Origin of the sequence: Streptomyces sp. GS7, assembly GCF_009834125.1 — a bacterium.
GTDB lineage: Bacteria > Actinomycetota > Actinomycetes > Streptomycetales > Streptomycetaceae > Streptomyces.
Map to the genome: position 1 here is coordinate 2,242,356 of NZ_CP047146.1, position 24,414 is coordinate 2,266,769.

General features: G+C 70.9%; 19 protein-coding genes. 14 read left to right on the forward strand and 5 right to left on the reverse strand.

Annotated elements, in window-relative coordinates; translation table 11 throughout:
• The first annotated feature begins 2 nt into the window (after nt 1–2).
• The 8 genes from murG to GR130_RS09690 all read left to right on the forward strand — a co-directional run bounded on the left by murG (nt 3) and on the right by GR130_RS09690 (nt 7,221).
• Nucleotides 3–1,094: an undecaprenyldiphospho-muramoylpentapeptide beta-N-acetylglucosaminyltransferase gene (gene murG, locus GR130_RS09655; protein WP_159504319.1), complete on the forward strand. Its 1,092-nt coding sequence runs from the start codon at nt 3–5 to the stop codon at nt 1,092–1,094.
• Between the two features lie 22 nt (nt 1,095–1,116).
• Nucleotides 1,117–1,932 (forward strand): cell division protein FtsQ/DivIB, encoded by an 816-nt coding sequence (locus GR130_RS09660; RefSeq protein ID WP_159504320.1) that lies wholly within the window; start codon nt 1,117–1,119, stop codon nt 1,930–1,932.
• Between the two features lie 281 nt (nt 1,933–2,213).
• Nucleotides 2,214–3,452 (forward strand): cell division protein FtsZ, encoded by a 1,239-nt coding sequence (gene ftsZ / locus GR130_RS09665; protein ID WP_159504321.1) that lies wholly within the window; start codon nt 2,214–2,216, stop codon nt 3,450–3,452.
• 13 nt (nt 3,453–3,465) lie between these two features.
• The gene (gene pgeF, locus GR130_RS09670) at nt 3,466–4,230 is read left to right on the forward strand and encodes a peptidoglycan editing factor PgeF (protein ID WP_159504322.1); all 765 of its coding nucleotides are present in this window, start codon (nt 3,466–3,468) and stop codon (nt 4,228–4,230) included.
• Nucleotides 4,227–4,961, forward strand: a complete 735-nt coding sequence (locus GR130_RS09675; RefSeq protein ID WP_159504323.1) for a YggS family pyridoxal phosphate-dependent enzyme — start codon at nt 4,227–4,229, stop codon at nt 4,959–4,961. The genes pgeF and GR130_RS09675 overlap by 4 nt, the downstream gene beginning before the upstream one ends.
• A gap of 123 nt (nt 4,962–5,084) precedes the next feature.
• Nucleotides 5,085–5,705, forward strand: a complete 621-nt coding sequence (locus GR130_RS09680; RefSeq protein WP_159504324.1) for a cell division protein SepF — start codon at nt 5,085–5,087, stop codon at nt 5,703–5,705.
• Between the two features lie 66 nt (nt 5,706–5,771).
• Nucleotides 5,772–6,065 carry a YggT family protein gene (locus GR130_RS09685; protein WP_043263943.1) on the forward strand — a complete coding sequence of 98 codons (294 nt, stop codon included), beginning with the start codon at nt 5,772–5,774 and terminating at the stop codon, nt 6,063–6,065.
• Between the two features lie 49 nt (nt 6,066–6,114).
• Nucleotides 6,115–7,221 carry a DivIVA domain-containing protein gene (locus GR130_RS09690; protein ID WP_159504325.1) on the forward strand — a complete coding sequence of 369 codons (1,107 nt, stop codon included), beginning with the start codon at nt 6,115–6,117 and terminating at the stop codon, nt 7,219–7,221.
• Nucleotides 7,222–7,442: 221 nt separating this feature from the next.
• Here the strand turns inward: GR130_RS09690 and ileS are convergent, their stop codons facing one another.
• Nucleotides 7,443–10,586: an isoleucine--tRNA ligase gene (ileS, locus tag GR130_RS09695; RefSeq protein ID WP_159504326.1), complete on the reverse strand. Its 3,144-nt coding sequence runs from the start codon at nt 10,584–10,586 to the stop codon at nt 7,443–7,445.
• Nucleotides 10,587–11,166: 580 nt separating this feature from the next.
• Between ileS and GR130_RS09700 the strand changes: the two genes are divergently transcribed.
• From GR130_RS09700 to GR130_RS09715, 4 genes are all read left to right on the forward strand, one after another.
• Nucleotides 11,167–11,922: a TraR/DksA family transcriptional regulator gene (locus tag GR130_RS09700; protein WP_159504327.1), complete on the forward strand. Its 756-nt coding sequence runs from the start codon at nt 11,167–11,169 to the stop codon at nt 11,920–11,922.
• Nucleotides 11,923–12,047: 125 nt separating this feature from the next.
• Nucleotides 12,048–12,650 carry a signal peptidase II gene (lspA, locus tag GR130_RS09705; protein ID WP_159504328.1) on the forward strand — a complete coding sequence of 201 codons (603 nt, stop codon included), beginning with the start codon at nt 12,048–12,050 and terminating at the stop codon, nt 12,648–12,650.
• A gap of 97 nt (nt 12,651–12,747) precedes the next feature.
• The gene (locus tag GR130_RS09710; RefSeq protein WP_159504329.1) at nt 12,748–13,689 is read left to right on the forward strand and encodes an RluA family pseudouridine synthase; all 942 of its coding nucleotides are present in this window, start codon (nt 12,748–12,750) and stop codon (nt 13,687–13,689) included.
• 90 nt (nt 13,690–13,779) lie between these two features.
• Nucleotides 13,780–15,372 carry a Na+/H+ antiporter gene (locus GR130_RS09715; protein WP_159504330.1) on the forward strand — a complete coding sequence of 531 codons (1,593 nt, stop codon included), beginning with the start codon at nt 13,780–13,782 and terminating at the stop codon, nt 15,370–15,372.
• Nucleotides 15,373–15,393: 21 nt separating this feature from the next.
• Here GR130_RS09715 and GR130_RS09720 read toward each other — a convergent pair whose 3' ends face one another.
• The gene (locus tag GR130_RS09720; RefSeq protein ID WP_159509864.1) at nt 15,394–16,488 is read right to left on the reverse strand and encodes a mechanosensitive ion channel family protein; all 1,095 of its coding nucleotides are present in this window, start codon (nt 16,486–16,488) and stop codon (nt 15,394–15,396) included.
• A 135-nt stretch (nt 16,489–16,623) separates the two neighbouring features.
• Here GR130_RS09720 and GR130_RS09725 point away from each other — a divergent pair, with 135 nt between their 5' ends.
• Entirely contained in the window at nt 16,624–17,229 is a 606-nt protein-coding gene (locus GR130_RS09725) for a dienelactone hydrolase family protein (RefSeq protein ID WP_159509863.1), read from the forward strand.
• 72 nt (nt 17,230–17,301) lie between these two features.
• Here the strand turns inward: GR130_RS09725 and GR130_RS09730 are convergent, their stop codons facing one another.
• The 3 genes from GR130_RS09730 to GR130_RS09740 form a co-directional block, all read right to left on the reverse strand.
• Nucleotides 17,302–18,210 (reverse strand): thioredoxin domain-containing protein, encoded by a 909-nt coding sequence (locus tag GR130_RS09730; protein ID WP_159504331.1) that lies wholly within the window; start codon nt 18,208–18,210, stop codon nt 17,302–17,304.
• A gap of 665 nt (nt 18,211–18,875) precedes the next feature.
• A complete protein-coding gene (locus GR130_RS09735) occupies nt 18,876–19,721 on the reverse strand; it encodes a thioredoxin domain-containing protein (protein WP_159504332.1) in 846 nt (281 codons plus the stop codon).
• A 109-nt stretch (nt 19,722–19,830) separates the two neighbouring features.
• Nucleotides 19,831–20,496: a hypothetical protein gene (locus tag GR130_RS09740; protein ID WP_159504333.1), complete on the reverse strand. Its 666-nt coding sequence runs from the start codon at nt 20,494–20,496 to the stop codon at nt 19,831–19,833.
• Nucleotides 20,497–20,782: 286 nt separating this feature from the next.
• Between GR130_RS09740 and dnaE the strand changes: the two genes are divergently transcribed.
• Nucleotides 20,783–24,343, forward strand: coding sequence for a DNA polymerase III subunit alpha (dnaE, locus tag GR130_RS09745; RefSeq protein ID WP_159504334.1), 3,561 nt, complete (start codon nt 20,783–20,785; stop codon nt 24,341–24,343).
• Nucleotides 24,344–24,414 lie beyond the last annotated feature (71 nt).

The following is a 24,414-nucleotide window of genomic DNA, read 5'->3' on the forward strand; positions in this document are numbered from 1 at the left end:
CGGTGCATGTCGTACTCGCCGGTGGGGGGACCGCCGGCCACATCGAGCCCGCGCTCGCCCTCGCGGACGCCCTGCGCAGGCAGGACCCCACCGTGGGGATCACGGCACTCGGCACGGAGAAGGGCCTGGAGACCCGCCTCGTCCCCGAGCGCGGCTACGAGCTCGGCCTGATCCCGGCGGTACCGCTGCCCCGTAAGCCCACCCCCGAACTGATCACCGTCCCCGGGCGGCTGCGCGGCACGATCAAGGCCGCCGAGCAGATCCTGGAGCGCACCAAGGCGGACTGCGTCGTCGGCTTCGGCGGCTACGTGGCGCTGCCCGGCTATCTGGCCGCCAAGCGGCTCGGGGTGCCGATCGTCGTGCACGAGGCCAACGCCCGCCCCGGCCTGGCCAACAAGATCGGCTCGCGGTACGCCACCTTCGTCGCCGTCAGCACCCCCGACAGCAAGCTGCGCGGAGCCCGCTACGTCGGGATCCCGTTGCGCCGCACCATCGCGACCCTGGACCGGGCCGCGGTCCGCCCCGAGGCGCGCGCCGCCTTCGGCCTGGACCCCAACCTCCCGACCCTGCTGGTCTCCGGCGGTTCCCAGGGCGCCCGCCGGCTCAACGAGGTCATCCAGGCCGCGGTCCCGGCGCTCCAGCGCTCCGGCATCCAGGTGCTGCACGCGGTCGGCCCGAAGAACGAACTGCCGCACGTGGACAACATGCCCGGGATGCCCCCCTATGTCCCGGTACCGTACGTGGACCGGATGGATCTCGCGTACGCCGCGGCCGACATGATGCTCTGCCGCGCGGGCGCGATGACCGTCGCCGAGTTGTCCGCCGTCGGGCTCCCGGCCGCCTTCGTCCCGCTGCCCATCGGCAACGGCGAGCAGCGGCTCAACGCCCAGCCGCTGGTCAACGCCGGCGGGGGCCTGCTGGTCGACGACGCCCAGCTGACCCCGGAGTGGGTGCAGGGCAACGTGCTCCCGGTCCTGGCCGATCCGCACCGGCTGTACGAGATGTCCCGCGCGGCCTCGGAGTTCGGCCGCAGGGACGCCGACGAGCTGCTGGTCGGCATGGTGTACGAGGCGATCGAGCGGCGCAACAAGTAGCGAACGAGAGAAGGCGGAGAGCGTGGCCGGACCGACCACCGCCAGGCGCGGCGAGAAGAAGTCAGCGTCCGGCCCGCCCGCTTCTCCGCCGTCGCGTTTCGGGCGCTTCCGGTTGCCGCGCCTGGGGCTGCGCCGGCCGGGCCGGCGCGGTGTGATCATCATTGCGGTACTCGCCGTGCTGCTGGGCGGGTTCGGCGCCTGGGCCCTCTACGGCTCGGACTGGGTCCGCCTGGAGCGCGTCGAGGCCACCGGCACCGACGTTCTGACGCCGAGCGAGGTCGTCGCCGCGGCGGCCGCCCCGATGAATTCACCGCTCGTCTCGGTGGACACGGGCGCGCTGGAGCGCCGGCTCCGCGCGAAGCTGCCACGCATCAAAACCGTTGACGTCAGCCGTTCCTGGCCGCACACCCTCGGTCTGAAAGTGACCGAAAGGACCCCGGAACTGCTGCTGCAAACGGACGGAAAGTTTGTGGAAGTGGACGGCGAGGGCGTTCGTTTCGCCACCGTGAGCACCGCGCTCAAGGGTGTTCCGCTTCTGGAAATGACCGCTTCCGACTCCCCGAGCCTGCACCGGTTCGGAACGGACCGATTGCTGCGTGCCGCGGTCGGCGTCGCCCGGGAGCTCCCGGCGGCCGTGCGCAAGGGTGTCCGCCAGCTCCGCGTGAGGTCGTACGATTCCGTGACCGTCGAACTCGCAGACGGCCGCACGGTGATGTGGGGCAGTCCCGACGAGGGTGCCGAGAAGGCGAAGGTGCTGGCCGCGCTGCTGAAAGCGGCACGTGACGCGCGCCACTTCGACATCTCGGTTCCCAGCGCCCCTGCGGTGTCGGGGAGTTGACGTACGTAGCCGCAGGCCAGCACCCTGGATGGCTACGACTATGGGTGATCACATAGGGTGAAAAGAAAAACGGGAGGTTCGGCGTGTTCGTTGAACGCGCGCGCCTTGTCGACTTAGTGTCTCGTTCCAAAGGGACCAGGGAACCAGGAACGCAGGCACAGTAACCCTAAACTTCAGGGTTAGGGTTCGGCTCGGCAAAACGGACCGTCCCTTCGGCATCAGTCGGCGTCCACACGCAATGTGCGGCGACGACACGTAAATCGAGGCGAGAGGCCTTCGACGTGGCAGCACCGCAGAACTACCTCGCAGTCATCAAGGTCGTCGGCATCGGCGGCGGTGGCGTGAACGCCATCAACCGGATGATCGAGGTCGGGCTCAAGGGCGTCGAGTTCATCGCGATCAACACCGACGCGCAGGCGTTGCTGATGAGCGACGCCGACGTCAAGCTCGACGTCGGCCGCGAAATGACCCGCGGACTCGGCGCCGGCGCCAATCCGGACGTGGGCCGCAAGGCGGCCGAGGACCACCGCGAGGAGATCGAGGAGGTCCTCAAGGGGGCCGACATGGTCTTCGTGACCGCGGGCGAGGGCGGCGGCACCGGCACCGGCGGTGCCCCGGTCGTCGCCAACATCGCCCGCTCGCTGGGGGCCCTGACGATCGGTGTGGTCACCCGGCCGTTCACCTTCGAGGGGCGCCGTCGCGCCAACCAGGCGGAGGACGGCATCGCCAGCCTCCGTGAAGAGGTCGACACCCTCATCGTGATCCCCAACGACCGGCTCCTGTCCATCTCGGACCGTCAGGTGAGCGTGCTCGACGCGTTCAAGTCCGCGGACCAGGTGCTGCTGTCGGGTGTCCAGGGCATCACCGACCTGATCACGACCCCGGGCCTGATCAACCTCGACTTCGCCGACGTCAAGTCCGTGATGTCGGAGGCCGGCTCGGCGCTCATGGGCATCGGCTCGGCGCGCGGCGACGACCGCGCGGTGGCCGCCGCGGAGATGGCGATCTCCTCGCCGCTCCTGGAGGCGTCGATCGACGGCGCCCGCGGTGTGCTGCTCTCCATCTCCGGCGGCTCCGACCTCGGGCTCTTCGAGATCAACGAGGCGGCGCAACTGGTCAGCGAGGCGGCGCACCCGGAAGCCAACATCATCTTCGGCGCGGTCATCGACGACGCGCTGGGCGACGAGGTCCGGGTCACCGTCATCGCCGCGGGCTTCGACGGCGGTCAGCCGCCGGCCCGCCGCGACGCGCAGCAGGCCGCGATGCCGGCCCCGAAGCGCGAGGAGCCCGCACCGGCCCCCAGCCGTCCGGCCGCGCCCCCGGCCGAGCCGCGTCCGGCGGCCTTCGGTGGTCTCGGCGCGGTCCCGCCCGTACGGGACGAGGCCCCGGTCACCTCCGAGACCTCGTCGCTGGGCGAGGTTACGGCCTCGCCGGCCGGCGGTCCCTCGGTTCCTCCGGCCCGTCCGTCGTACTCGGACTCCGCGGCCGAGGAACTGGACGTCCCCGACTTCCTGAAGTGACCGAAGCACCGAAGTGATAGGGCAACAGCACCACGAGAGCGGCGCGCACTTCGCCTTCACCGACAGGTGGGGCGGGGTGAGCGCCGCTCCGTATGAGCAGCTCAATCTGGGCGGCGCGGTCGGCGACGACCCCGCGGCGGTCGGCGCCAACCGCGCACTCGCCGCGAGGGAACTCGGCCTCGACCCGGCCGCGGTGGTCTGGATGAACCAGGTTCACGGCCGGGACGTGGCGGTGGTCGACGGACCCTGGCGGGACGCCGACATCCCGTGCGTGGACGCGGTGGTGACCGCGCGTCGGGGCCTCGCGCTGGCCGTGCTGACCGCCGACTGCACACCGGTCCTGCTCGCCGACCCGGTCGCCGGGGTCGCGGGCGCCGCGCACGCCGGCCGGCCGGGCCTGGTCGCCGGGGTCGTCCCGGCGGCCGTCGCCGCGATGGTAGGGCTGGGCGCCGAGCCGTCCCGGATCCTCGCCTACACCGGGCCCGCGGTCTGCGGGCGCTGTTACGAGGTACCGGAGGCGATGCGCGCGGAGGTCGCCTCGGTGGTCCCGGAGGCGTGGTCGACGACCAGCTGGGGGACCCCGTCGGTGGACGTCACCGCGGGCGTCCGGGCCCAACTCGCCGCCGCCGGCGTGCGGTTGCGTGAGGATTCCCACATCTGCACCCGGGAGTCGGCGGACCACTTCTCTTATCGGCGGGACCGTACGACGGGGCGGCTCGCGAGCTACGTCTGGCTCGGGGACGGCCCCGGCCCGAAGCCGGGAGGGGCTGCGCTGTGACGGACGACCGGAGAACGCAGCTGGCCGACAACCTGGCGCGGCTGGAGGATCGTATCTCCACAGCCTGCGCCAAGGCCGGTCGGCCGCGAGACGAGGTGACGCTGATCGTCGTCACCAAGACCTATCCTGCGAGCGACGTCCGGCTGCTCGCGGAGCTGGGGGTGCGTCAGGTCGCGGAAAACCGCGATCAGGAGGCGGCAGGCAAAGCAGCCGAATGTGCTGATTTGCCGCTGACTTGGCACTTTGTTGGTCAATTGCAGACCAATAAAGTGCGGTCCGTCGCCCGTTATGCCGGGATTATCCAATCGATCGACCGGCTCCGGCTCGTCACCGCGCTGTCCCGGGAGGCGGTGCGCGCCGAGCGGGAGCTGGGCTGTCTGATCCAGGTGGCACTTGACGCCGAGCCCGGCCGGGCGAGACGGGACACCGCCGATCGCGGCGGTGTGCCACCGGAGGGCGTGGCCGAACTCGGCGACGCGATCGCGGCGGCCCAAGGGCTGCGGCTGGACGGTGTGATGACGGTCGCACCGCTGGCCGGCCCGTATGCCGGACGCCAACTCGCCGCTTTCGAGCGGTTGGTGGAAATCTCATCCGACCTGCGCGCGACCCATCCTGCTGCCAACATGGTGTCAGCAGGTATGAGTGCGGACCTCGAGGACGCCGTTGCGGCCGGAGCGACACATGTGCGCGTCGGCACTGCGGTACTCGGAGTCCGACCACGGCTCGGGTAACGTCGCCAAGCAAGTCGGACCACAGCACAAAATATGGTCATTCCCGCAAAAAGCGGGTAGGCCGCGTGGATCCAAGGCCCCCGGTTACGGAGCCGATCCACCACAGAGCGGAGGACGCAGAGAATGGCCGGCGCGATGCGCAAGATGGCGGTCTACCTCGGCCTCGTGGAGGACGATGGGTACGACGGCCGGGGGTTCGACCCCGACGACGAGTTCGAGCCCGAGCTTGACCCGGAGCCCGAACGGGGGCGACGGCAACAGCATCAAGTACCCGCCGAAACGCGCCCGGAACGGGAGGAACCGGTCCGCGCCGCCACGCCTCCTGCGCAGCGTGAACCCGCTCCGCTCGCCGCGGAAAGCGGACGACCCGCGCGTATCGCCCCCGTGGCATCCATCACACCCGACCGTCCGAATCTGGAGAAGAACGCACCGGTGATCATGCCCAAGGTTGTGTCCGAGCGGGAGCCGTACCGCATCACCACACTGCACCCCCGGACCTACAACGAAGCCCGTACCATCGGGGAACACTTCCGTGAGGGCACTCCGGTGATCATGAATCTCACGGAGATGGACGACACCGACGCGAAGCGACTTGTCGACTTTGCGGCCGGTCTGGTCTTCGGACTGCACGGCAGCATTGAGCGGGTGACGCAGAAGGTGTTCCTGTTGTCGCCTGCTAACGTCGATGTCACGGCGGAGGACAAGGCCCGTATCGCAGAGGGCGGGTTCTTCAACCAGAGCTGAGACGCACCACCGGGCACACCAAGGCCATAGGGTCGGCACAGGAGCAAGGGGAGAGGGACGCGCGAGATGAGTATCGCTGGTCAGGTGATCTATATCGCGCTGTACTGCTTCCTGATCGTGCTGATCTTCCGGCTGGTGATGGACTATGTCTTCCAGTTCGCCCGTTCATGGCAACCCGGCAAGGCGATGGTGGTGATTCTTGAGGCCACCTACACTGTCACCGATCCGCCACTCAAGCTTCTGCGGCGGGTCATTCCGCCGCTGCGTCTCGGGGGCGTGGCGCTCGACCTGTCCTTCTTCGTATTGATGATCATCGTCTACATCCTGATCACCGTCGTGAGGTCGGTGTTGTTGGTGTGAACGATACGGTCTTGCCGATTGCCGACGACTACGTTGAGGTGAAGTAGAGATGCCGTTGACCCCCGAGGACGTGCGGAACAAGCAGTTCACGACCGTCCGCCTCCGAGAAGGCTATGACGAGGACGAGGTCGATGCCTTCCTCGATGAGGTCGAAGCCGAACTGACCCGCCTGCTGCGGGAGAACGAGGACCTGCGCGCCAAGCTGGCCGCCGCCACTCGTGCCGCCGCGCAGAACCAGCAGCAGGGTCTGCGCAAGGGTCCCGACCAGCAGCAGGAGCAGCAGCAGAGGCCGGGGGCTCCTGTGCCCGCCGCCATATCCGGTCCGCAGCCGGTCCCGCCGCAGCAGCAGGGGATGGGTGGCCCGCCCCAACTGCCCGGTGGTGCACCGCAGCTGCCGCCCGGTCCCGGTGGCCACGGCCCGCAGGGCCCGCACGGTCCTGGTCCGATGGGCCCCAACGGTCCGATGGGTGGCCCGCTGGGCGGCCCCGGCGGACCGCAGCAGCTGCCGCAGGCGGCCCCGCAGCAGGGCGGCCCCGGCGGTGACAGCGCGGCGCGCGTGCTGTCGCTGGCGCAGCAGACCGCCGACCAGGCGATCGCGGAGGCCCGTTCCGAGGCCAACAAGATCGTCGGCGAGGCGCGCAGCCGTGCCGAGGGCCTGGAGCGGGACGCCCGCGCCAAGGCCGACGCGCTGGAGCGGGACGCGCAGGAGAAGCACCGCGTGGCGATGGGGTCGCTGGAGTCGGCCCGCGCGACGCTGGAGCGCAAGGTCGAGGACCTGCGCGGCTTCGAGCGCGAGTACCGCACCCGCCTGAAGTCGTACCTGGAGAGCCAGCTGCGCCAGCTGGAGAACCAGGCCGACGACTCGCTGGCTCCGCCGCGGACTCCGGCGGCCGCTTCGCTGCCGCCGTCCCCGTCGATGGCGTCGGCCGGTGCGGGCACCATGGGCGGCAACCACACCATGGGTGGCGGCCAGTCCCTGGGCGGCAACCACTCGATGGGCGGCCCGTCCAGCGGCGGTCCGTCCTACGGCGGGCAGCAGCAGATGTCGCCGGCGATGACCCAGCCGATGGCACCGGTGCGGCCGCAGGGCCCGTCGCCGATGCAGCAGACGCCGTCGCCGATGCGCGGCTTCCTCATCGACGAGGACGACAACTGACGCCCGAGCGGCACGCGTAGTCGGCAATCAGGGCCGGGCCCCGAGGATCTCTCCTCGGGGCCCGGCCCTGTTTCGTGCCGTCGGTGCGGCGCAGGTCCGGTGCGGTGCGGTCGCGCATGTGGGGGGCGCGGCGGTGGTGCGCGGGGGGCGGACAAGAGCGAATGCCCCGGCGCGGAGTGCGCCGGGGCATTCGGTGCGGGCCGGAGCCCGGGTGTGCTGCGTTACGCCTTGCGGAGGTGGAACGTCAGGGACAGCGACTCGTCGGTGAAGGCCGGGCCGTACGACGCGTCCGGCTCACCGGCGGCGAAGTCGGTGGCCAGCACCTCGTCGGCGATGAGGGCGGCGTGGTCGGCCAGCGCCGTGCGCACGTCGTCGTCGGCGGTCAGCCAGCGCAGCGCGATCCGGTCGGCGACGTCCAGGCCGCTGTTCTTGCGGGCCTCCTGGATCAGCCGGATCGCGTCCCGGGCCAGGCCCGCACGGCGCAGCTCCGGGGTGATCTCCAGGTCGAGGGCGACCGTGGCGCCCGAGTCGGAGGCCACCGACCAGCCCTCGCGCGGGGTCTCGGTGATGATGACCTCGTCAGGGGCGAGGCTGACGGTCTCGCCGTCGACCTCCACGCTCGCCGTGCCCGCGCGCAGCGCGCGCGACAGGGCCGCGGCGTCCGCCCCGGCGACGGCCTTGGCGACCGCCTGGACGCCCTTGCCGAACCGCTTGCCCAGGGCACGGAAGTTGGCCTTGGCGGTGGTGTCCACCAGGGAGCCGCCCACCTCGGACAGCGACGCCAGCGAGCTGACGTTCAGCTCCTCGGCGATCTGGGCGCGCAGGTCCTCGGAGAGGTCCGCGAAGCCGTGGGCGCCGACCAGCGCGCGGGAGAGCGGCTGGCGGGTCTTCACCCCGGACTCGGCGCGGGTGGCGCGGCCCAGTTCGACCAGCCGGCGCACCAGCTGCATCCGATCGGAGAGCGCCGGGTCGACGGCCGCCTTGTCGGCGACCGGCCAGGAGGCGAGGTGGACCGATTCGGGGGCGTCCGGGGTGACCGGGACGACCAGGTCCTGCCAGACCCGCTCGGTGATGAACGGGGTGAGCGGGGCCATCAGGCGCGTCACCGTCTCGACGACCTCGTGGAGGGTGCGCAGCGCGGCCGGGTCGCCCTGCCAGAAGCGGCGGCGGGAGCGGCGCACGTACCAGTTGGAGAGATCGTCGACGAAGGCGGAGAGCAGCTTGCCGGCGCGCTGGGTGTCGAAGCCCTCCAGGGCGTCGGTCACCCCCTCGACCAGGGTGTTCAGCTCGCCGAGCAGCCAGCGGTCCAGCAGCGGGCGGTCGGCCGGAGCCGGATCGGCCGCGGACGGCGCCCAGTTGGAGGTGCGGGCGTACAGCGCCTGGAAGGCGACGGTGTTCCAGTACGTCAGCAGGGTCTTGCGGACGACTTCCTGGATGGTGTTGTGGCCCACCCGGCGGGCCGACCACGGCGAGCCGCCGGCAGCCATGAACCAGCGGACCGCGTCGGCGCCGTGCTGGTCCATGAGCGGGATCGGCTGGAGGATGTTGCCCAGGTGCTTGGACATCTTCCGGCCGTCCTCGGCGAGGATGTGGCCGAGGCAGACCACGTTCTCGTACGACGACTTGTCGAAGACGAGCGTGCCGACGGCCATCAGCGTGTAGAACCAGCCGCGGGTCTGGTCGATGGCCTCGGAGATGAACTGCGCCGGGTACCGCTTCTCGAAGAGCTCCTTGTTGCGGTACGGGTAGCCCCACTGCGCGAACGGCATCGAGCCCGAGTCGTACCAGGCGTCGATGACCTCGGGGACGCGGGTGGCGGTGAGCGCGCAGCCGTCGTCGGTGCAGGTGAAGGTGACCTCGTCGATGAACGGGCGGTGCGGGTCCAGGCCGGACTGGTCGGTGCCGGTCAGCTCGGACAGCTCGGTGAGCGAGCCGACGCAGGTGAGGTGGCCCTCCTCGCAGCGCCAGATGGGCAGCGGGGTGCCCCAGTAGCGGTTGCGGGACAGCGCCCAGTCGATGTTGTTGTTGAGCCAGTCGCCGAACCGGCCGTGCTTGACGGACTCCGGGAACCAGTTGGTGTTCTCGTTCTCCCGCAGGAGGGCGTCCTTGACCGCGGTGGTGCGGATGTACCAGGACGGCTGTGCGTAGTAGAGGAGCGCGGTGTGGCAGCGCCAGCAGTGCGGGTAGCTGTGCTCGTAGGCGACGTGGCGGAAGAGCAGGCCGCGGGCGTCGAGGTCGGCGACCAGCGCCTCGTCGGCCTTCTTGAAGAACTGGCCGCCGACGAGCGGCAGTTGCTCCTCGAAGGTGCCGTCCGGGCGGACCGGGTTGACCACCGGGAGGCCGTAGGCGCGGCAGGTCCTGAGGTCGTCCTCACCGAAGGCGGGGGCCTGGTGTACCAGGCCGGTGCCGTCGTCGGTGGTGACGTACTCGGCGTTGACGACGAAGTTGGCGCCGTCGAGGTCGACGAGCCGGAAGGGGCGCTCGTAGGCCCAGCGCTCCATCTCGCGGCCGGTGAACGACTCGCCGGTGGCCGTCCAGCCTTCGCCCAGCGCCTTCTCCAGCAGCGGCTCGGCGACGACCAGGTGCTCGGTGCCGTCGGTGGCGACGACGTACGTGACGTCGGGGTGGGCGGCGACCGCGGTGTTCGAGACCAGGGTCCAGGGGGTGGTCGTCCAGACCAGGAGGGCGGCCCGGCCGGCCAGCGGGCCGGAGGTCAGCGGGAGCCGGACGAAGACCGAGGGGTCGACGACCGTCTCGTAGCCCTGCGCCAGCTCGTGGTCCGACAGGCCGGTGCCGCAGCGGGGGCACCAGGGGGCGACGCGGTGGTCCTGGACCAGCAGGCCCTTGGTGAAGATCTCCTTCAGCGACCACCAGACCGACTCGATGTAGTCGGGGTCCATGGTGCGGTACGGATCGTCCAGGTCGGTCCAGTAGCCCATCCGCGTCGTCAGCTCGGCGAAGGCGTCGGTGTGCCGGGTCACCGACTCGCGGCACTTGGCGTTGAACTCGGCGATGCCGTACGCCTCGATGTCCTTCTTGCCGTTGAAGCCCAGCTCCTTCTCCACGGCCAGCTCGACCGGGAGGCCGTGGCAGTCCCAGCCGGCCTTGCGGTCGACGTGATAGCCCTGCATCGTGCGGAACCGGGGGAAGACGTCCTTGAAGACGCGGGCCTCGATGTGGTGGGCGCCGGGCATGCCGTTGGCCGTCGGGGGGCCCTCGTAGAAGACCCACTCGGGGCGGCCCTCGGACTGCTGGAGGGTGCGGGCGAACACCTTCTGCTCCCGCCAGAAGTCGAGCACCGCGTGCTCAAGGGCGGGCAGGTCTACCTGGGCGGGTACCTGGCGGTACTGGGGTTGCGGACTCATCGGGCTTCCTCCGGCGGACAGCTGCTGCGTTCTCCGTCCGGAGGGACGAGAGCCCTGGCTCCCGCGGTACCACCCTCCTTGGCGGTGCGGCTGCACCGCCCCCTCATTGGGGTCGCGCTGCCGGGTCTACTCGCCCGGGACGGTCCACGGCCCGTGGGCGGAGCCCACTGTCCCAAGCTTTCTTCCGGCGGCTCCGGGGTGATCTTCACGTCATGCACGCCCCCGGGCTCGCACCGTCCCCGGGTCGCTTGAGGCTGCGTATGACGCTACTCGTCCCATCAATGCCTTTCGCTTCGCCCAGTGTAAGGGGAGGCGCCGACAAGGGCCGACCGGATTTCCCCCGGGCCGACCCCGACCGCCCGCTCCGCCCGGTGGGTGACCCGAATGGCGATACGCCGGGCTCCGGGCCTCCCGGGCGGATTACGGGGCGGGGAGCGGGGCACAACCGAGGCAGACCGGACTTTCCGGGTCCGGTGGCGGGGCGGCCGGGCGGTGCGTCCCGTTGCCGCGTGCCGTGAGGCGATTTATCGTTCCCGTCACGATTCGCGAACAAGATCACATATGTGAAGGGGTCGCGGCCATGGTGGCGAAAAAGACCGCCGCGGAGAAGAGCACGACGCCCGCCGAACCCGCCGACGAGGCCGTCGCGCAGCAGCCCGCCCACAAGAAGGCGGCCGGGCACCCGGCGGCTCCCAGGAAGGCCGCCCCGAAGAGGGCGGCGGCGAAGAGGGCGGCGCTCGCCAAGGCCGCGGCGAAGAAGACCACGGCGAAGAAGACGGCCGCCGGGAAGAAGGCCGTGGACCACACACCGGGCGGAAAGGCCGCGGCGGTGGCGAAGAAGACGGGAGCCAAGACGGTGGTGGCGAAGAAGGCGGCGGACGTGTCCGCCGAGGAGCACGGCGCGGAGTCCGCGGTGCCGTCGGCGCGTACCGCCACGGCTCCCGGCGAGCTCGCCGTACGGCCGGGTGAGGACCCCTGGACGCCCGCGGAGGTCGCCGAGGCGCGGGCCGGGCTGATGGAGGAGGCGGGCCGGCTGCGGTCCGAGATCGTGGCCGCCGAGGACGCGATCGCGGGGCTGATGCGGGACTCCGGGGACGGCGCGGGCGACGACGAGGCCGACACCGGCACCAAGAACATCACCCGCGAGCACGAGCTGGCGCTGGCCTCCAACGCCCGCGAGATGCTGCACCAGACCGAGCGCGCCCTCGGCCGGCTGGACGCGGGCACGTACGGGCTGTGCGAGAACTGCGGCAACCCGATCGGCAAGGCCCGGATGCAGGCGTTCCCGCGGGCGACGCTGTGCGTGGAATGCAAACAGAAGCAGGAGCGGCGCTGACCTGACCCGGGAGCGGCTCGTGGCGGACGGGACCCATCCCGCCCGCCGCCGTACGCGTGTGCCGTACTCTCGTGGTCAGCCGGGCACGGCCCGGTGGCGGACTCGACGGGCTGAGGGACTCACACGTGGCAGAGGCGGAACGCATCACCGGTACGCCGGAATCCGAGCCGGGCTCCGGGGCGGAACCCGAGGCGGGATCCGAAGGGGGACGGCCGGCGGAGGGCGAGCAGGGCGCCGGGCGCGGCAGGCGGCGGATCGCCGCACTGCTCGTGGTGGCAGCGATCGTCTACCTGCTCGATCTGGGCACCAAACTGGCGGTGGTCGCCAAGCTGGAGCACCATGCGCCGGTCGAGGTCATCGGGACGCTGCTCCAGTTCGAGGTGATCCGCAACCGCGGCGCCGCGTTCTCCATCGGCGAGGCGCTGACGATCTTCCTCAGCATCATCGCGACCGTGGTGATCGTGGTGATCTTCCGGATCGCCCGCAAGCTCTACAGCCTCCCCTGGGCGATCGCGCTCGGGCTGCTGCTGGGCGGTGCGTTCGGCAATCTCACCGACCGGATCTTCCGCTCGCCGGGCGTCTTCCAGGGCGCCGTCGTGGACTTCATCGCTCCGGCGCACTTCGCGGTCTTCAACCTCGCCGACTCCGCGATCGTCTGCGGCGGCGTGCTGATCGTGCTGCTCTCCTTCAAGGGCCTGGACCCCGACGGGACCGTGCACAAGGACTGAGCGGCGGCGGAGCGGGCCGAGGCGCCCGGGGTCCGGGGCCCGGTCCGGGTGCCCGCCGCCGGGCAGGGCACCGTCGCGGGGCTGACATACTCGTGGGGTGAGCACCCTTCCCGAGATCCGCACCCTGCCCGTACCGGACGGCCTGGAGGGCGAGCGCGTGGACGCCGCGCTGGCCCGCATGTTCGGCTTCTCCCGTACGAAGGCGGCCGAGCTGGCCGCGGCCGGCAAGGTGCGGGTGGACGGCTCCGAGGTGATGAAGTCCGAGCGGGTCCGCGGGGGCGCCTGGCTGGAAGTCGAGATGCCGGAGGCCGCGCCGCCGGTGGAGATCGTCGCGGAGCCCGTCGAGGGCATGGAGATCGTGCACGACGACGATGACATCGTCGTCATCGTCAAGCCCGTGGGAGTCGCCGCGCACCCCAGCCCCGGCTGGACCGGCACCACCGTCATCGGCGGTCTGGCCGCGGCCGGTTACCGCATCTCCACCTCCGGGGCGGCCGAGCGGCAGGGCATCGTGCACCGCCTCGACGTCGGGACGTCGGGCCTGATGGTGGTCGCGAAGTCGGAGCGCGCGTACACCCTGCTCAAGCAGCAGTTCCGGGAGCGCACGGTCGACAAGCGCTACCACGCGCTGGTCCAGGGGCACCCGGACCCGATGAGCGGCACCATCGACGCCCCCATCGGGCGGCATCCGCAGCACGACTACAAGTGGGCGGTCACCGCCGACGGCAAGCCGTCGGTGACGCACTACGACCTCATCGAGGCGTTCCGGGCGGCCAGCCTGCTGGACATCAAGCTGGAGACCGGGCGGACGCACCAGATCCGGGTGCACATGGCCGCGCACCGGCACCCCTGCGTGGGCGACCTGACCTACGGGGCGGACCCGACGCTCGCCAAGCGGCTGGGCGTCGGGCGGCAGTGGCTGCACGCGGTCCGGCTGGGGTTCGAGCACCCCTCGGACGGGCGCTGGGTCGAGTTCGCGAGCGCGTATCCGGACGATCTGCAGCAGGCGCTGGACACGGTCCGGGACGAGAGCTACTGAGGGAAGTTCCGCCGACAAAGCGGGCATTCGTCCGCTTCGTGGCAGGCTTGGGTCGGAAATGATCGAAAACGACCCTGGAGCGACGCCACCGTGGACCAGCTGGCCCTGATCTTCCTCCTGCTGCTCGGGGCCGTGGTCATGGTTCCGGTAGGCGACCGGCTGGGGCTCCCGTCGCCGGTGCTGATGACGCTCGCCGGTGCGGTGCTGGCGCTGCTGCCGTTCGTGCCCAACGTCCAGGTGCCGCCGGAGTACATCCTGCCCATCGTGCTGCCGCCGCTGCTCTACGCGGCCGTCCAGCGCACCTCCTGGCGGCAGTTCACCGCCAACCTCCGGCCGATCTTCCTGCTCGCCGTGCTGCTGGTGTTCGCCACCACGGCGGCGGTGGCGGCGGTCGCGCAGGCGGTGGTGCCCGGGATGCCGCTGGCCGCCGCGGTGGTGCTCGGCGCGCTGGTCGCCCCGCCGGACCCGGTCGCCGCGACCGCGGTCGCCGGCAAGCTCGGGCTGCCCCGCCGGTTGGTCTCCATCCTGGAGGGCGAGGGGCTGTTCAACGACGTCACCGCCATCGTGCTCTACCACGTCGCGCTCGCCGCGGTGCTCAGCGGCACGTTCTCGGTGCCCGGGGCGGTGGGCTCACTGGTGCTGTCCGCGGTCGTCGCGACGGCGGTCGGGCTGGCGCTCGGCTGGGTGGCCAACAAGCTGATGGGGCTGCTGGGCGATCCGACGCTGCAGATCGGGCTGACGCTGCTGGTGCCGTTCGTGGCGTACGTGCTGGCCGAGGAGTTCCGGGGGTCGGGCGTGCTGGCGGTGCTGACCTGCGCGCTCTTCCTGGCGGAGTACGCGGTCGACGCCGACGACGTGCTGGGGCGGCTCGCCGGCTACACCTTCTGGGAGGTCGTCGACACCCTCGTCACCGGTGTCGCCTTCGGGCTGATCGGCCTGGAGCTGCACAACATCTTCGGGGCCGCGTCCGGCCGCTGGGGCCAGATGCTCGGCGCGGGGGCGGCGGTCGTCGCGGTGGTGGTGGCGGTGCGCCTGGTGTGGCTGCTGCCCGCCGCCTGGCTGGCCAAGCGGATGCACCGGCGCCGCGACATCGACGAGGACATCCCGATGAGCTGGCGCGAGACGGTCATCATGTGGTGGTCGGGGATGCGCGGGGTGGCCTCGGTGGCGCTGGCGCTGGCCATTCCGTACGGGGTGGACGGCGGCCCCTTCCCGGCCCGCGACGAGATCCTCTTCATCGCCTTCGCGGTGGTGCTCTCCACGCTGCTCGTCCAGGGGCTGACGCTGCCGTGGCTGGTGCGCCGGCTGCGGGTGCGGGCCGACACCGACACCGTGGACGCGCTGGAGCGGGAGCTGGCGCTGCGGGTGATCAAGGCGTCCAAGCGGCGGCTGCGGGAGATCCTGGAGGTCGAGGAGGTGGCCGAGGAGGTCGCCGACCAGCTGTCCCGCAGGGCGTACGACATCGGGGCCCGGATCGCGCCGGACATCGTCGACGACGAGCGGCGCGAGCTGTTCGAGAAGCGCATCACACGGATGAAGAAGGTGCAGCGCATCCAGGGCGAGATGCTGTCGGCGGCCCGGCACGAGGTGCTGGCGGCGCGCAGCGAGCCGGGCGCCGACCCGGAGATCGTCGACCGGGTGCTGCGCCACCTGGACATACGGAGCCTGCGGGGGACGCCGTAGGACGGGCGCCGGGAGCCGGCGTCAGCGGTCCGGGTCGTCGGCCCGCGGGTCCGGCCGGACCACGTGCAGCGTCTCGTGGGCGGACGGCGCGGGCGCGGTGGCGATCCGCGGCAGCGCGTAGGCGTGCTCGGTGCGCAGCCACTCGATCATCCGCTCGCGGACCTGGCAGCGCACCGTCCAGATGTGGTCCGAGTCCCGGGCGGTGACCAGGGCGCGCACCACGATGGTGGACGGCGTGGTGTCGGTGACCACCAGGCTCCAGGACCGGCCGTCCCACTCCGGGCACTCCTGGAGGATCTCGTGCAGCCGCTGCCGCATCTTCTCCACGGGCGCGGAGTGGTCGAGGTGGAAGAAGACCGCGCCGGTCATCTGGGAGCCGCCGCGCGACCAGTTCTCGAACGGCTTGCTGGTGAAGTACGAGACCGGCATCGTGATCCGGCGCTCGTCCCAGGTCCGGACGCTCAGGAACGTCAGGGTGATCTCCTCGACCGTGCCCCACTGGCCGTTCACGACCACGGTGTCCCCGATGCGCACCATGTCGCCGAACGCGATCTGGAGCCCGGCGAAGAGATTGCCGAGGGTGGACTGGGCGGCGACACCGGCGACGACGCCGATCAGCCCGGCCGACGCCAGCACCGACGTGCCGACCGCCCGCATCTCCGGGAACGTCAGCAGCATCGAGGCCGCCGCGACGACGACCAGCACGGCGGTGACCACCCGCTGGATCACCGTCACCTGGGTCCGCACCCGGCGCACCCGCGCCGCGTCGTGCCCGCGCGCCGCATAGCGGGTGTACGAGGACTCCACGATCGCCGCGGCGGCCCGTACGGCGAGCCAGGCGGTGGCCGCGATCAGCACCAGGGTCAGCGCCCGGCCTATGCCGACCGCGTGGTCCTCGACGACCGCGAGCCGGGTCTGGTCGTACGCCCCGCGCAACAGGGCCGTGCACAGCACGACTTGGAGCGGTATCCGGCAGCGCCGCAGCAGACCCCACAGCGGGGTCTCCGGGTGCCGGGTGTCGATCCGGTGCAGGGTGCGGTCGATCAGCCAGACCACGATGAGCGTGACCACGATCGAGCCGCCGATGACGACGATCGGGCGCAGCACGTCCTCCAGGGACACGGGACCCTCCTCGCTGCGGTGCGCCGCGCGGAGTGCTCCGCGGGCCGGTGCGGTGTGCTCGTGCAGGTCCCCTAGACCGTAGCTGGCACGATGGGGGAAGAGCGATCCAACCCCAGGGAAGTGATGTCAGTGCCCGCCTCCATCGAGCCCGCGACCAGCGGTTCCTCCACCATCGTGCTGTTTCATTCGGTGTGCGGACTGCGCCCCGCGGTGCACGCCGGCGCGGACCGGTTGCGCGCCGCGGGCCATGAGGTGATCGTGCCCGACCTGTTCGACGGCCGGACCGCGGACTCGGTCCCCGACGGCATCCTGATCAAGGACGAGATCGGCAAGGACGAGCTGCTCAAGCGCGCCATCACGGCCGTCGCCCCGTATTCCGACCGGGGGCTGGTCTACGCCGGCTTCTCCTTCGGCGGCGCGGTCGCGCAGAACCTCGCGCTGGGCGACGAGAAGACCCGCGGGCTGCTCCTGCTGCACGGCACCTCCGACATCGCCGAGGGCACGGTGGCCGACGACCTGCCGGTGCAGCTGCACGTCGCCGACCCGGACCCGTACGAGCCGCACGACTGGCTGAACGCCTGGTACCTCCAGATGCGCCGGGCCGGCGCGGACGTCGAGGTGTTCCGCTACGCCGGCGCCGGCCATCTCTTCACCGACCCCGAGCTGCCGGACCACGACGCGGAGGCGGCGGAGAGCGCCTGGAAGGTGGCGCTGGGATTCCTGGCCGGGCTCTGAGCCCGGGGCCGGGCGGGCGTCCGGTGCGCTCCGGACCGCCCGCCCGTGTCCCTCCCGCCACCGCCCCGGCGTTCACCCGCCGCCCGTCGGGTCCTTCTCGCCCGGGGCGACGCCCTGGCCGCCGCCGTTCGGCCCGCCGTTCTTCGCCGGGCCGAATTCCTTGTCGATCATCTTGCGGAAGGTGGCCTGCGCGAGCTGGTTGTACTGCTCCTGCGTCATCTGCTGCGGCGGGATCTCGGGCAGCACCAGCTTCTTGTCGCCGTGCATGAAGGTGGGGGTGCCCCGGACGCCCTTGCGGCCGAAGAGCGCCGTCATCTCCATCGCCCAGCGGTTGTAGGTGCCGTTCCGGACGGCCGTCTCGAACGCCTTGTTGCCCTTCAGCTCCGGGACGTCGCCGGCGACCTTGAGCAGCTCGGAGTCCTTGGCGTAGAGGTCCTCGCGCTCGTCGGGGTGGTACTTGGCCGAGTACAGCGCGGACTTGTACTTCAGGAACGCGTCCGGGCTGACGTTCAGCGCCGCGCCCAGCGCGCTGAGCGCCTTCTTGGAGCCCTCGCCGCCCGAGGCGCCGTCGATGAAGGTGTACATGGTGTAGCGGACCTTGAACCGGCCCTCGCCGAGGTCCTTGAGCAGCTCCTTGCCGGCGCTCTGCTCGAAGGCCGCGCAGGCCGGGCAGCGGACGTCCTCGAAGACCTCCAGGGTCTCCTTGGCGTTCTTGTCGCCGAGGAGGATCTCGGTGCCGTTCTTGCCCTGGGTGTGCGCCGGGGTGACCAGCTTGGCCTCCTTGGCGGCCTCCCAGCCGGTCGGCTCGTTCGCCTTGACCACGGCGAAGCCGATCCCGCCGGCGACCGCGAGGACGCCGATGACCGAGGCGGCCACGACGAGTTGGCGGCGCAGCCGGGCCTTCTTCTTCTCCCGCTCGCGCTCGGCGCGGATCCGCTCGCGCGCCGCCCGCTTGCCGGCCTGGTTGTCGGGGTTGCTCATGGGGGGGTGTCCGTTTCCTTGGGAACCTGCGGTGCTGCCGCCGGCCGAGGGCGGCACGGATGCTTCGGACGGCCGCCGGGACCGGCGGGCCGCGGCGCGCCACGCCGTGCACGAGGAGGAGCGGGCGGGCGGCGGGCAGGCCGCCGGCGGGACGCCCGGCGGGCAGCGGCGAGGGGGCGGTCCATCGAGGGGCCGGTGGCAGCGGGCCGGTGGAGTGGGCGGCCGGCCGCGTCGGCGAGGGGCCCGACTCGCCGCCCCGGCGCGGCAGATCGGCGGCGACGGGGCCGCCGGCCCGCCCGCGGCCGGGGGTGCGGCCGGAGCGCGTGTACGCCGCGGCGCAGACGCCGGCGCAGGCCGCGGCGGGCGTCGCGGGCGGTAACAGGGCGCGGGAGAGCAGGACTTGGGCGGTCGCGGACAGGGCGGCGCCGGGCGCGGTGAACAGCGTCGAGCACACCGCCCTGAGCCGGTCCCCGGACCAGGCCCCGGGCCGGGCCGCCGGACGGACTCCCGTCGCCTGCACGGTCGGGAGTCTGCCATGGGCACGACGGATCGTCGGGTCAAGATTTGGCATCGGCCGGTGTGCTCGGCACACCGGCCGGGGTGCCGGGGCGGTGCCCCGGCACCTACCGTTCCGGGCTCACAACTCCCGGTTCGGCGCGCCGGTTTCAGGACTTGAGGTTCTTGTCGACCATGGAGTTGAAGTCGGCGACCGTGGACGGCGCGACCTTGCCCTGCGGGCTGTCCGTGCCCAGCGTCGTGCCGTTCATCTTCAGCGTGGGAGTGCTGGTGACGTCCTTGTGGGAGTTGAAGGCGTTGGACATCGCCATCGCCCACGCGTTGTACTTGCCGGACTTGACGTCGTTCTGGAAGGCGGCGTTGCCCTTCAGTGCCGGGACGGTGTCGGCGACCTTGAGCAGGTAGCTGTCGTCCGCGAACTTGTCCGGGCCGGTCTCGTCCGGGTGGAACTCCTTCGAGTACAGCGCGAACTTGTACTTCAGGAAGGCGTCCGAGGAGACGTTCAGCGCGGCGCCCAGGGCGCTCAGCGCGTTCTTGGAGCCGGTGCCCTGGAGGTTGCCGTCCAGGAACGTCCCGATGTGGTACGACGCCTTGTACTTGCCGTCGCTGATGTCCTTCTCGACGGTCGCGCCCACGTTCTGCTCGAAGGCGGCGCAGCCGGGGCAGCGCGGGTCCTCGAAGAGGTCGAGGGTGTTCTTGGCGTCGGCCTTGCCGATGACGATGGTGGTGCCGTCGGAGCCGCTGGTGTGGGCGGGCGGGACCGCCTTCGCCTTGGCGGCCTTCGCCCAGACGTCGGCGGCCGAGCCGCCGGAGCTGCTGCCGCCGGAGTTGGCGACGGCGAAGCCGATGCCGCCGGCCACCGCCAGCACGCCGACGACCGCGCCGCCGACGATCAGCTGCCGGCGGGTCTTGTCCTTCTTGGCCTGCCGCTCGCGCTCGGCGCGCAGCCGCTCGCGGGCTGCCTGCTTGTTGGCCTGGTTGTTGCGGTTGCTCATGACTGTTCCTGCTCCGTGGGGTCCGTGGTCCAGGGGGGACGGGGGTGCGTGCTGTCGGCGGCGGCCGCGCCGGGGGGCGCCGCTCCGCGCGCTGCCGGGCCGGTGGGCCTCAGGCAGCGAGCGCGCAGGGCGGGCCGCGGCGCACCACGGAGTGCACGAGCAGGGGGACGGCACGGGCCGGGCGGGAGGTCCGTACGGGGGCGGGCACCGCGCGGCGCGGGGCGGCGGCCCGGACGATGACCGCGACCGCGATCAGCAGCGGGCGGAAGGCGAAGCCGGCCACCGCGCCCAGCAGCTGCGCCAGCGCGGCCTCGCCGCGGCGCAGCCAGCCGGCCGCCAGCAGCCCGACGGCCAGATGGACGGCGAGCAGCAGCAGCCAGGCCGGGGCAGGGGCGGTCCCTTCTCCCTGGGCATGGGCGAGCCGCGCCAGCGGGCCGCCGACCGGGCCGCCGCCGCACAGCAGCCCCATGCCCAGGGGCAAGGGACCGCCCATCGGGGCGCCGTCCGGTCCGTAGCAGGTGTGCTGGCCGATGCTGAAGACCACGTCGGCGGCCAGCTCCAGGGGGAGCAGCAGCGCGGCGATGCGCCAGTAGCCGCGCTCGCGGCCGGCCAGTGCGTAGGCGAGCGCGAACACGGCGGCGCAGAGCCCGGCGACGGTGGCCGGGGGCAGCGGCATGCGGGACAGCAGCACGTGGGACGCCGAGGACAGCGTCACGCACAGCGCCGTGAAGAGCGCCGCGCGCAGAGCCCGCAGATGTGCCGCCGAGATGTCCATTGGTAGCGAGTGTGCCATGCGCCGGGCTAAGTGGCTGCTAAGAAGGGGTGAAGCGGTGTGTAGGGGGAAAAGGGGACGAACGGCCGGTGACCGCTCGCGCACCAGTCCGGACGGGCCGGCGGCCCCGGGAGCCAGGTCCGGTGGGACGCGCCGCGGGGCGCCTCCGAGGTGTCCGGCGGGGGTGCGCGGGGGCTCGGAGCGAGGCCGGCTGTCAGTGCGGAGTCGTAGACTTCAACACCGCCCCATCCATCCCTCAGCGCACTGTTTTCCCGGAGGTTCAGCGCCCGTGGCCCCCTCGTCCAGGCCCCCTTTCACGCACCTGCACGTCCACACCCAGTACTCGCTGCTGGACGGCGCGGCGCGGCTGAAGGACATGTTCAACGCGTGCAACGAGATGGGCATGACGCACATCGCCATGTCCGACCACGGCAACCTCCACGGCGCCTACGACTTCTTCCACAGCGCGCAGAAGGCCGGGGTGACGCCGATCATCGGCATCGAGGCGTATGTGGCCCCGGAGTCCCGGCGCAACAAGCGCAAGATCCAGTGGGGCCAGCCGCACCAGAAGCGCGACGACGTCTCCGGTTCGGGTGGTTACACCCACAAGACCATCTGGGCGGCGAACAAGACCGGTCTGCACAACCTCTTCCGGCTGTCCTCGGACGCGTACGCCGAGGGCTGGCTCACGAAGTGGCCGCGGATGGACAAGGAGACCCTCTCCCAGTGGTCCGAGGGCCTGATCGCGTCCACCGGCTGCCCCTCGGGCGAACTGCAGACCCGGCTGCGGCTGGGCCAGTACGACGAGGCGCTGAAGTCGGCCGCCGAGTACCAGGAGATCTTCGGCAAGGACCGGTATTTCCTGGAGCTGATGGACCACGGCATCGAGATCGAGCGCCGGGTGCGCGACGGCCTCGTGGACATCGGCAAGAAGCTCGGCATCCCCCCGCTGGTCACCAACGACTCGCACTACACCTACGCCCACGAGGCGACCGCGCACGACGCGCTGCTGTGCATCCAGACCGGCAAGAACCTCTCCGACCCGGACCGCTTCAAGTTCGACGGCACCGGCTACTACCTCAAGTCCACCGACGAGATGTACGCCATCGACTCCTCGGACGCCTGGCAGGAGGGCTGCCGCAACACCCTCCTGGTCGCCGAGCAGATCGACACGACCGGCATGTTCGAGAAGCGCGACCTGATGCCGAAGTTCGACATCCCGGAAGAGGGCTACACCAACGTCACCTGGTTCAAGGAGGAAGTGCGGCGCGGCATGCAGCGCCGCTTCCCGGGCGGTGTCCCCGAGGACCGCCAGAAGCAGGCCGAGTACGAGATGGACGTCATCATCCAGATGGGGTTCCCGGGCTACTTCCTCGTGGTCGCCGACTTCATCATGTGGGCCAAGAACAACGGCATCGCGGTGGGCCCCGGCCGTGGCTCCGCGGCCGGTTCGATCGTCGCGTACGCCATGGGCATCACCGACCTCGACCCGATCGAGCACGGGCTGATCTTCGAGCGGTTCCTCAACCCCGAGCGCGTCTCCATGCCCGACGTCGACATCGACTTCGACGAGCGCAGGCGCGTCGAAGTGATCAGGTACGTCACCGAGAAGTACGGCGCCGACAAGGTCGCCATGATCGGCACCTACGGCAAGATCAAGGCCAAGAACGCCATCAAGGACTCCGCCCGCGTCCTCGGCTACCCGTACGCCATGGGCGACCGCCTCACCAAGGCGATGCCCGCCGACGTCCTCGGCAAGGGCATCGACCTGGACGGCATCACCAACCCCTCGCACCCGCGCTACAGCGAGGCGGGCGAGATCCGCGGGATGTACGAGAACGAGCCGGACGTGAAGAAGGTCATCGACACCGCAAGGGGCGTCGAGGGCCTGGTCCGGCAGATGGGCGTGCACGCCGCCGGCGTCATCATGTCCAGCGAGCCGATCGTGGACCACGCCCCGATCTGGGTGCGGCACACGGACGGGGTGACCATCACGCAGTGGGACTACCCCCAGTGCGAGTCGCTCGGCCTGATCAAGATGGACTTCCTGGGCCTGCGCAACCTCACCATCATGGACGACGCCGTGAAGATGGTGGAGGCCAACAAGGGCATCCAGCTGAAGCTCCTGGAAGTCCCGCTGGACGACCCGAAGACGTACGAACTCCTCTGCCGCGGTGACACCCTCGGTGTCTTCCAGTTCGACGGCGGCCCGATGCGCTCGCTGCTGCGCCAGATGCAGCCCGACAACTTCGAGGACATCTCCGCCGTCTCGGCCCTGTACCGGCCGGGCCCGATGGGCATGAACTCGCACATCAACTACGCGGAGCGCAAGAACGGCCGCCAGGAGATCACGCCGATCCACCCTGAGCTCGAAGAGCCCCTGAAGGAGACCCTGGGCCTGACCTACGGCCTGATCGTCTACCAGGAGCAGGTGCAGAAGGCCGCCCAGATCATCGCCGGGTACTCCCTCGGCGAGGCCGACATCCTCCGCCGCGTGATGGGCAAGAAGAAGCCCGAGGAACTGGCGAAGAACTTCACCATCTTCCAAGAGGGCGCCCGGAAGAACGGCTTCTCCGACGCGGCCATCCAGGCGCTGTGGGACGTCCTGGTCCCGTTCGCCGGCTACGCCTTCAACAAGGCGCACTCCTCCGCGTACGGCCTGGTCACCTACTGGACCGCCTACCTCAAGGCCAACTACCCGGCCGAGTACATGTCCGCGCTGCTGACGTCGGTGCGCGACGACAAGGACAAGTCGGCGGTCTATCTGAACGAGTGCCGCCGCATGGGCATCAAGGTGCTCCCGCCGAACGTCAACGAGTCCGAGGCGAACTTCGCCGCCCAGGGCGACGACGTCATCCTCTTCGGCCTCACGGCGGTGCGGAACGTCGGCCAGAACGTGGTCGACTCGATCATCCGCTGCCGCAAGGCCAAGGGGAAGTACGCCTCGTTCCCCGACTACCTCGACAAGGTCGACGCGGTCGTCTGCAACAAGCGCACCACCGAATCGCTGATCAAGGCGGGCGCCTTCGACGAGATGGGCCACACCCGCAAGGGGCTGACGGCGCACTACGAGTCGATGATCGACAACGTCGTCCAGGTCAAGCGCAAGGAAGCCGAGGGGCAGTTCGACCTGTTCGGCGGGATGGGCGACTCCGGCGACGGCGCTTCCGACGGTCCCGGCTTCGGGCTGGACGTGGAGTTCTCCGACATCGAGTGGGACAAGACCTATCTCCTCGCCCAGGAGCGCGAGATGCTCGGTCTCTACGTCTCCGACCACCCGCTGTTCGGCCTGGAGCACGTGCTCAGCGACAAGGCCGACGCCGCCATCGCCCAACTGACCGGCGGCGACTATTCGGACGGCTCGATCGTCACCATCGGCGGCATCATCTCCGGCCTTCAGCGCAAGATGACCAAGCAGGGCAACGCCTGGGCGATCGCCACCGTCGAGGACCTGGCCGGCTCCATCGACTGCATGTTCTTCCCGGCGACGTACCAGCTGGTGTCCACCCAACTCGTCGAGGACACCGTGGTGTTCGTCAAGGGTCGGCTCGACAAGCGGGAGGACGTGCCGCGGCTGGTCGCGATGGAGATGATGGTCCCCGACCTCTCCGAGGCGGGCGCCAACGCCCCGGTGACGATCACCATTCCGACGGTGAAGGTCACCCCGCCGATGGTGGAGAAGCTGGGCGAGGTGCTCAGCAGCCACCGCGGTTCGACCGAGGTGCGCATCAAGCTGCTGGGGGCTCGCAAGACCACGGTGCTCCGCCTGGACCGCCATCGGGTCACGGCCGACCCGTCGCTGTTCGGCGATCTGAAGGTGCTGCTCGGCCCGTCCTGCCTGGCGGGCTGATCCGCGGCGGGCCGCCTTCGGCCCGGCCCGTGCACTGAGGGGCGCGCCCGCATTCCGCGGGCGCGCCCCTC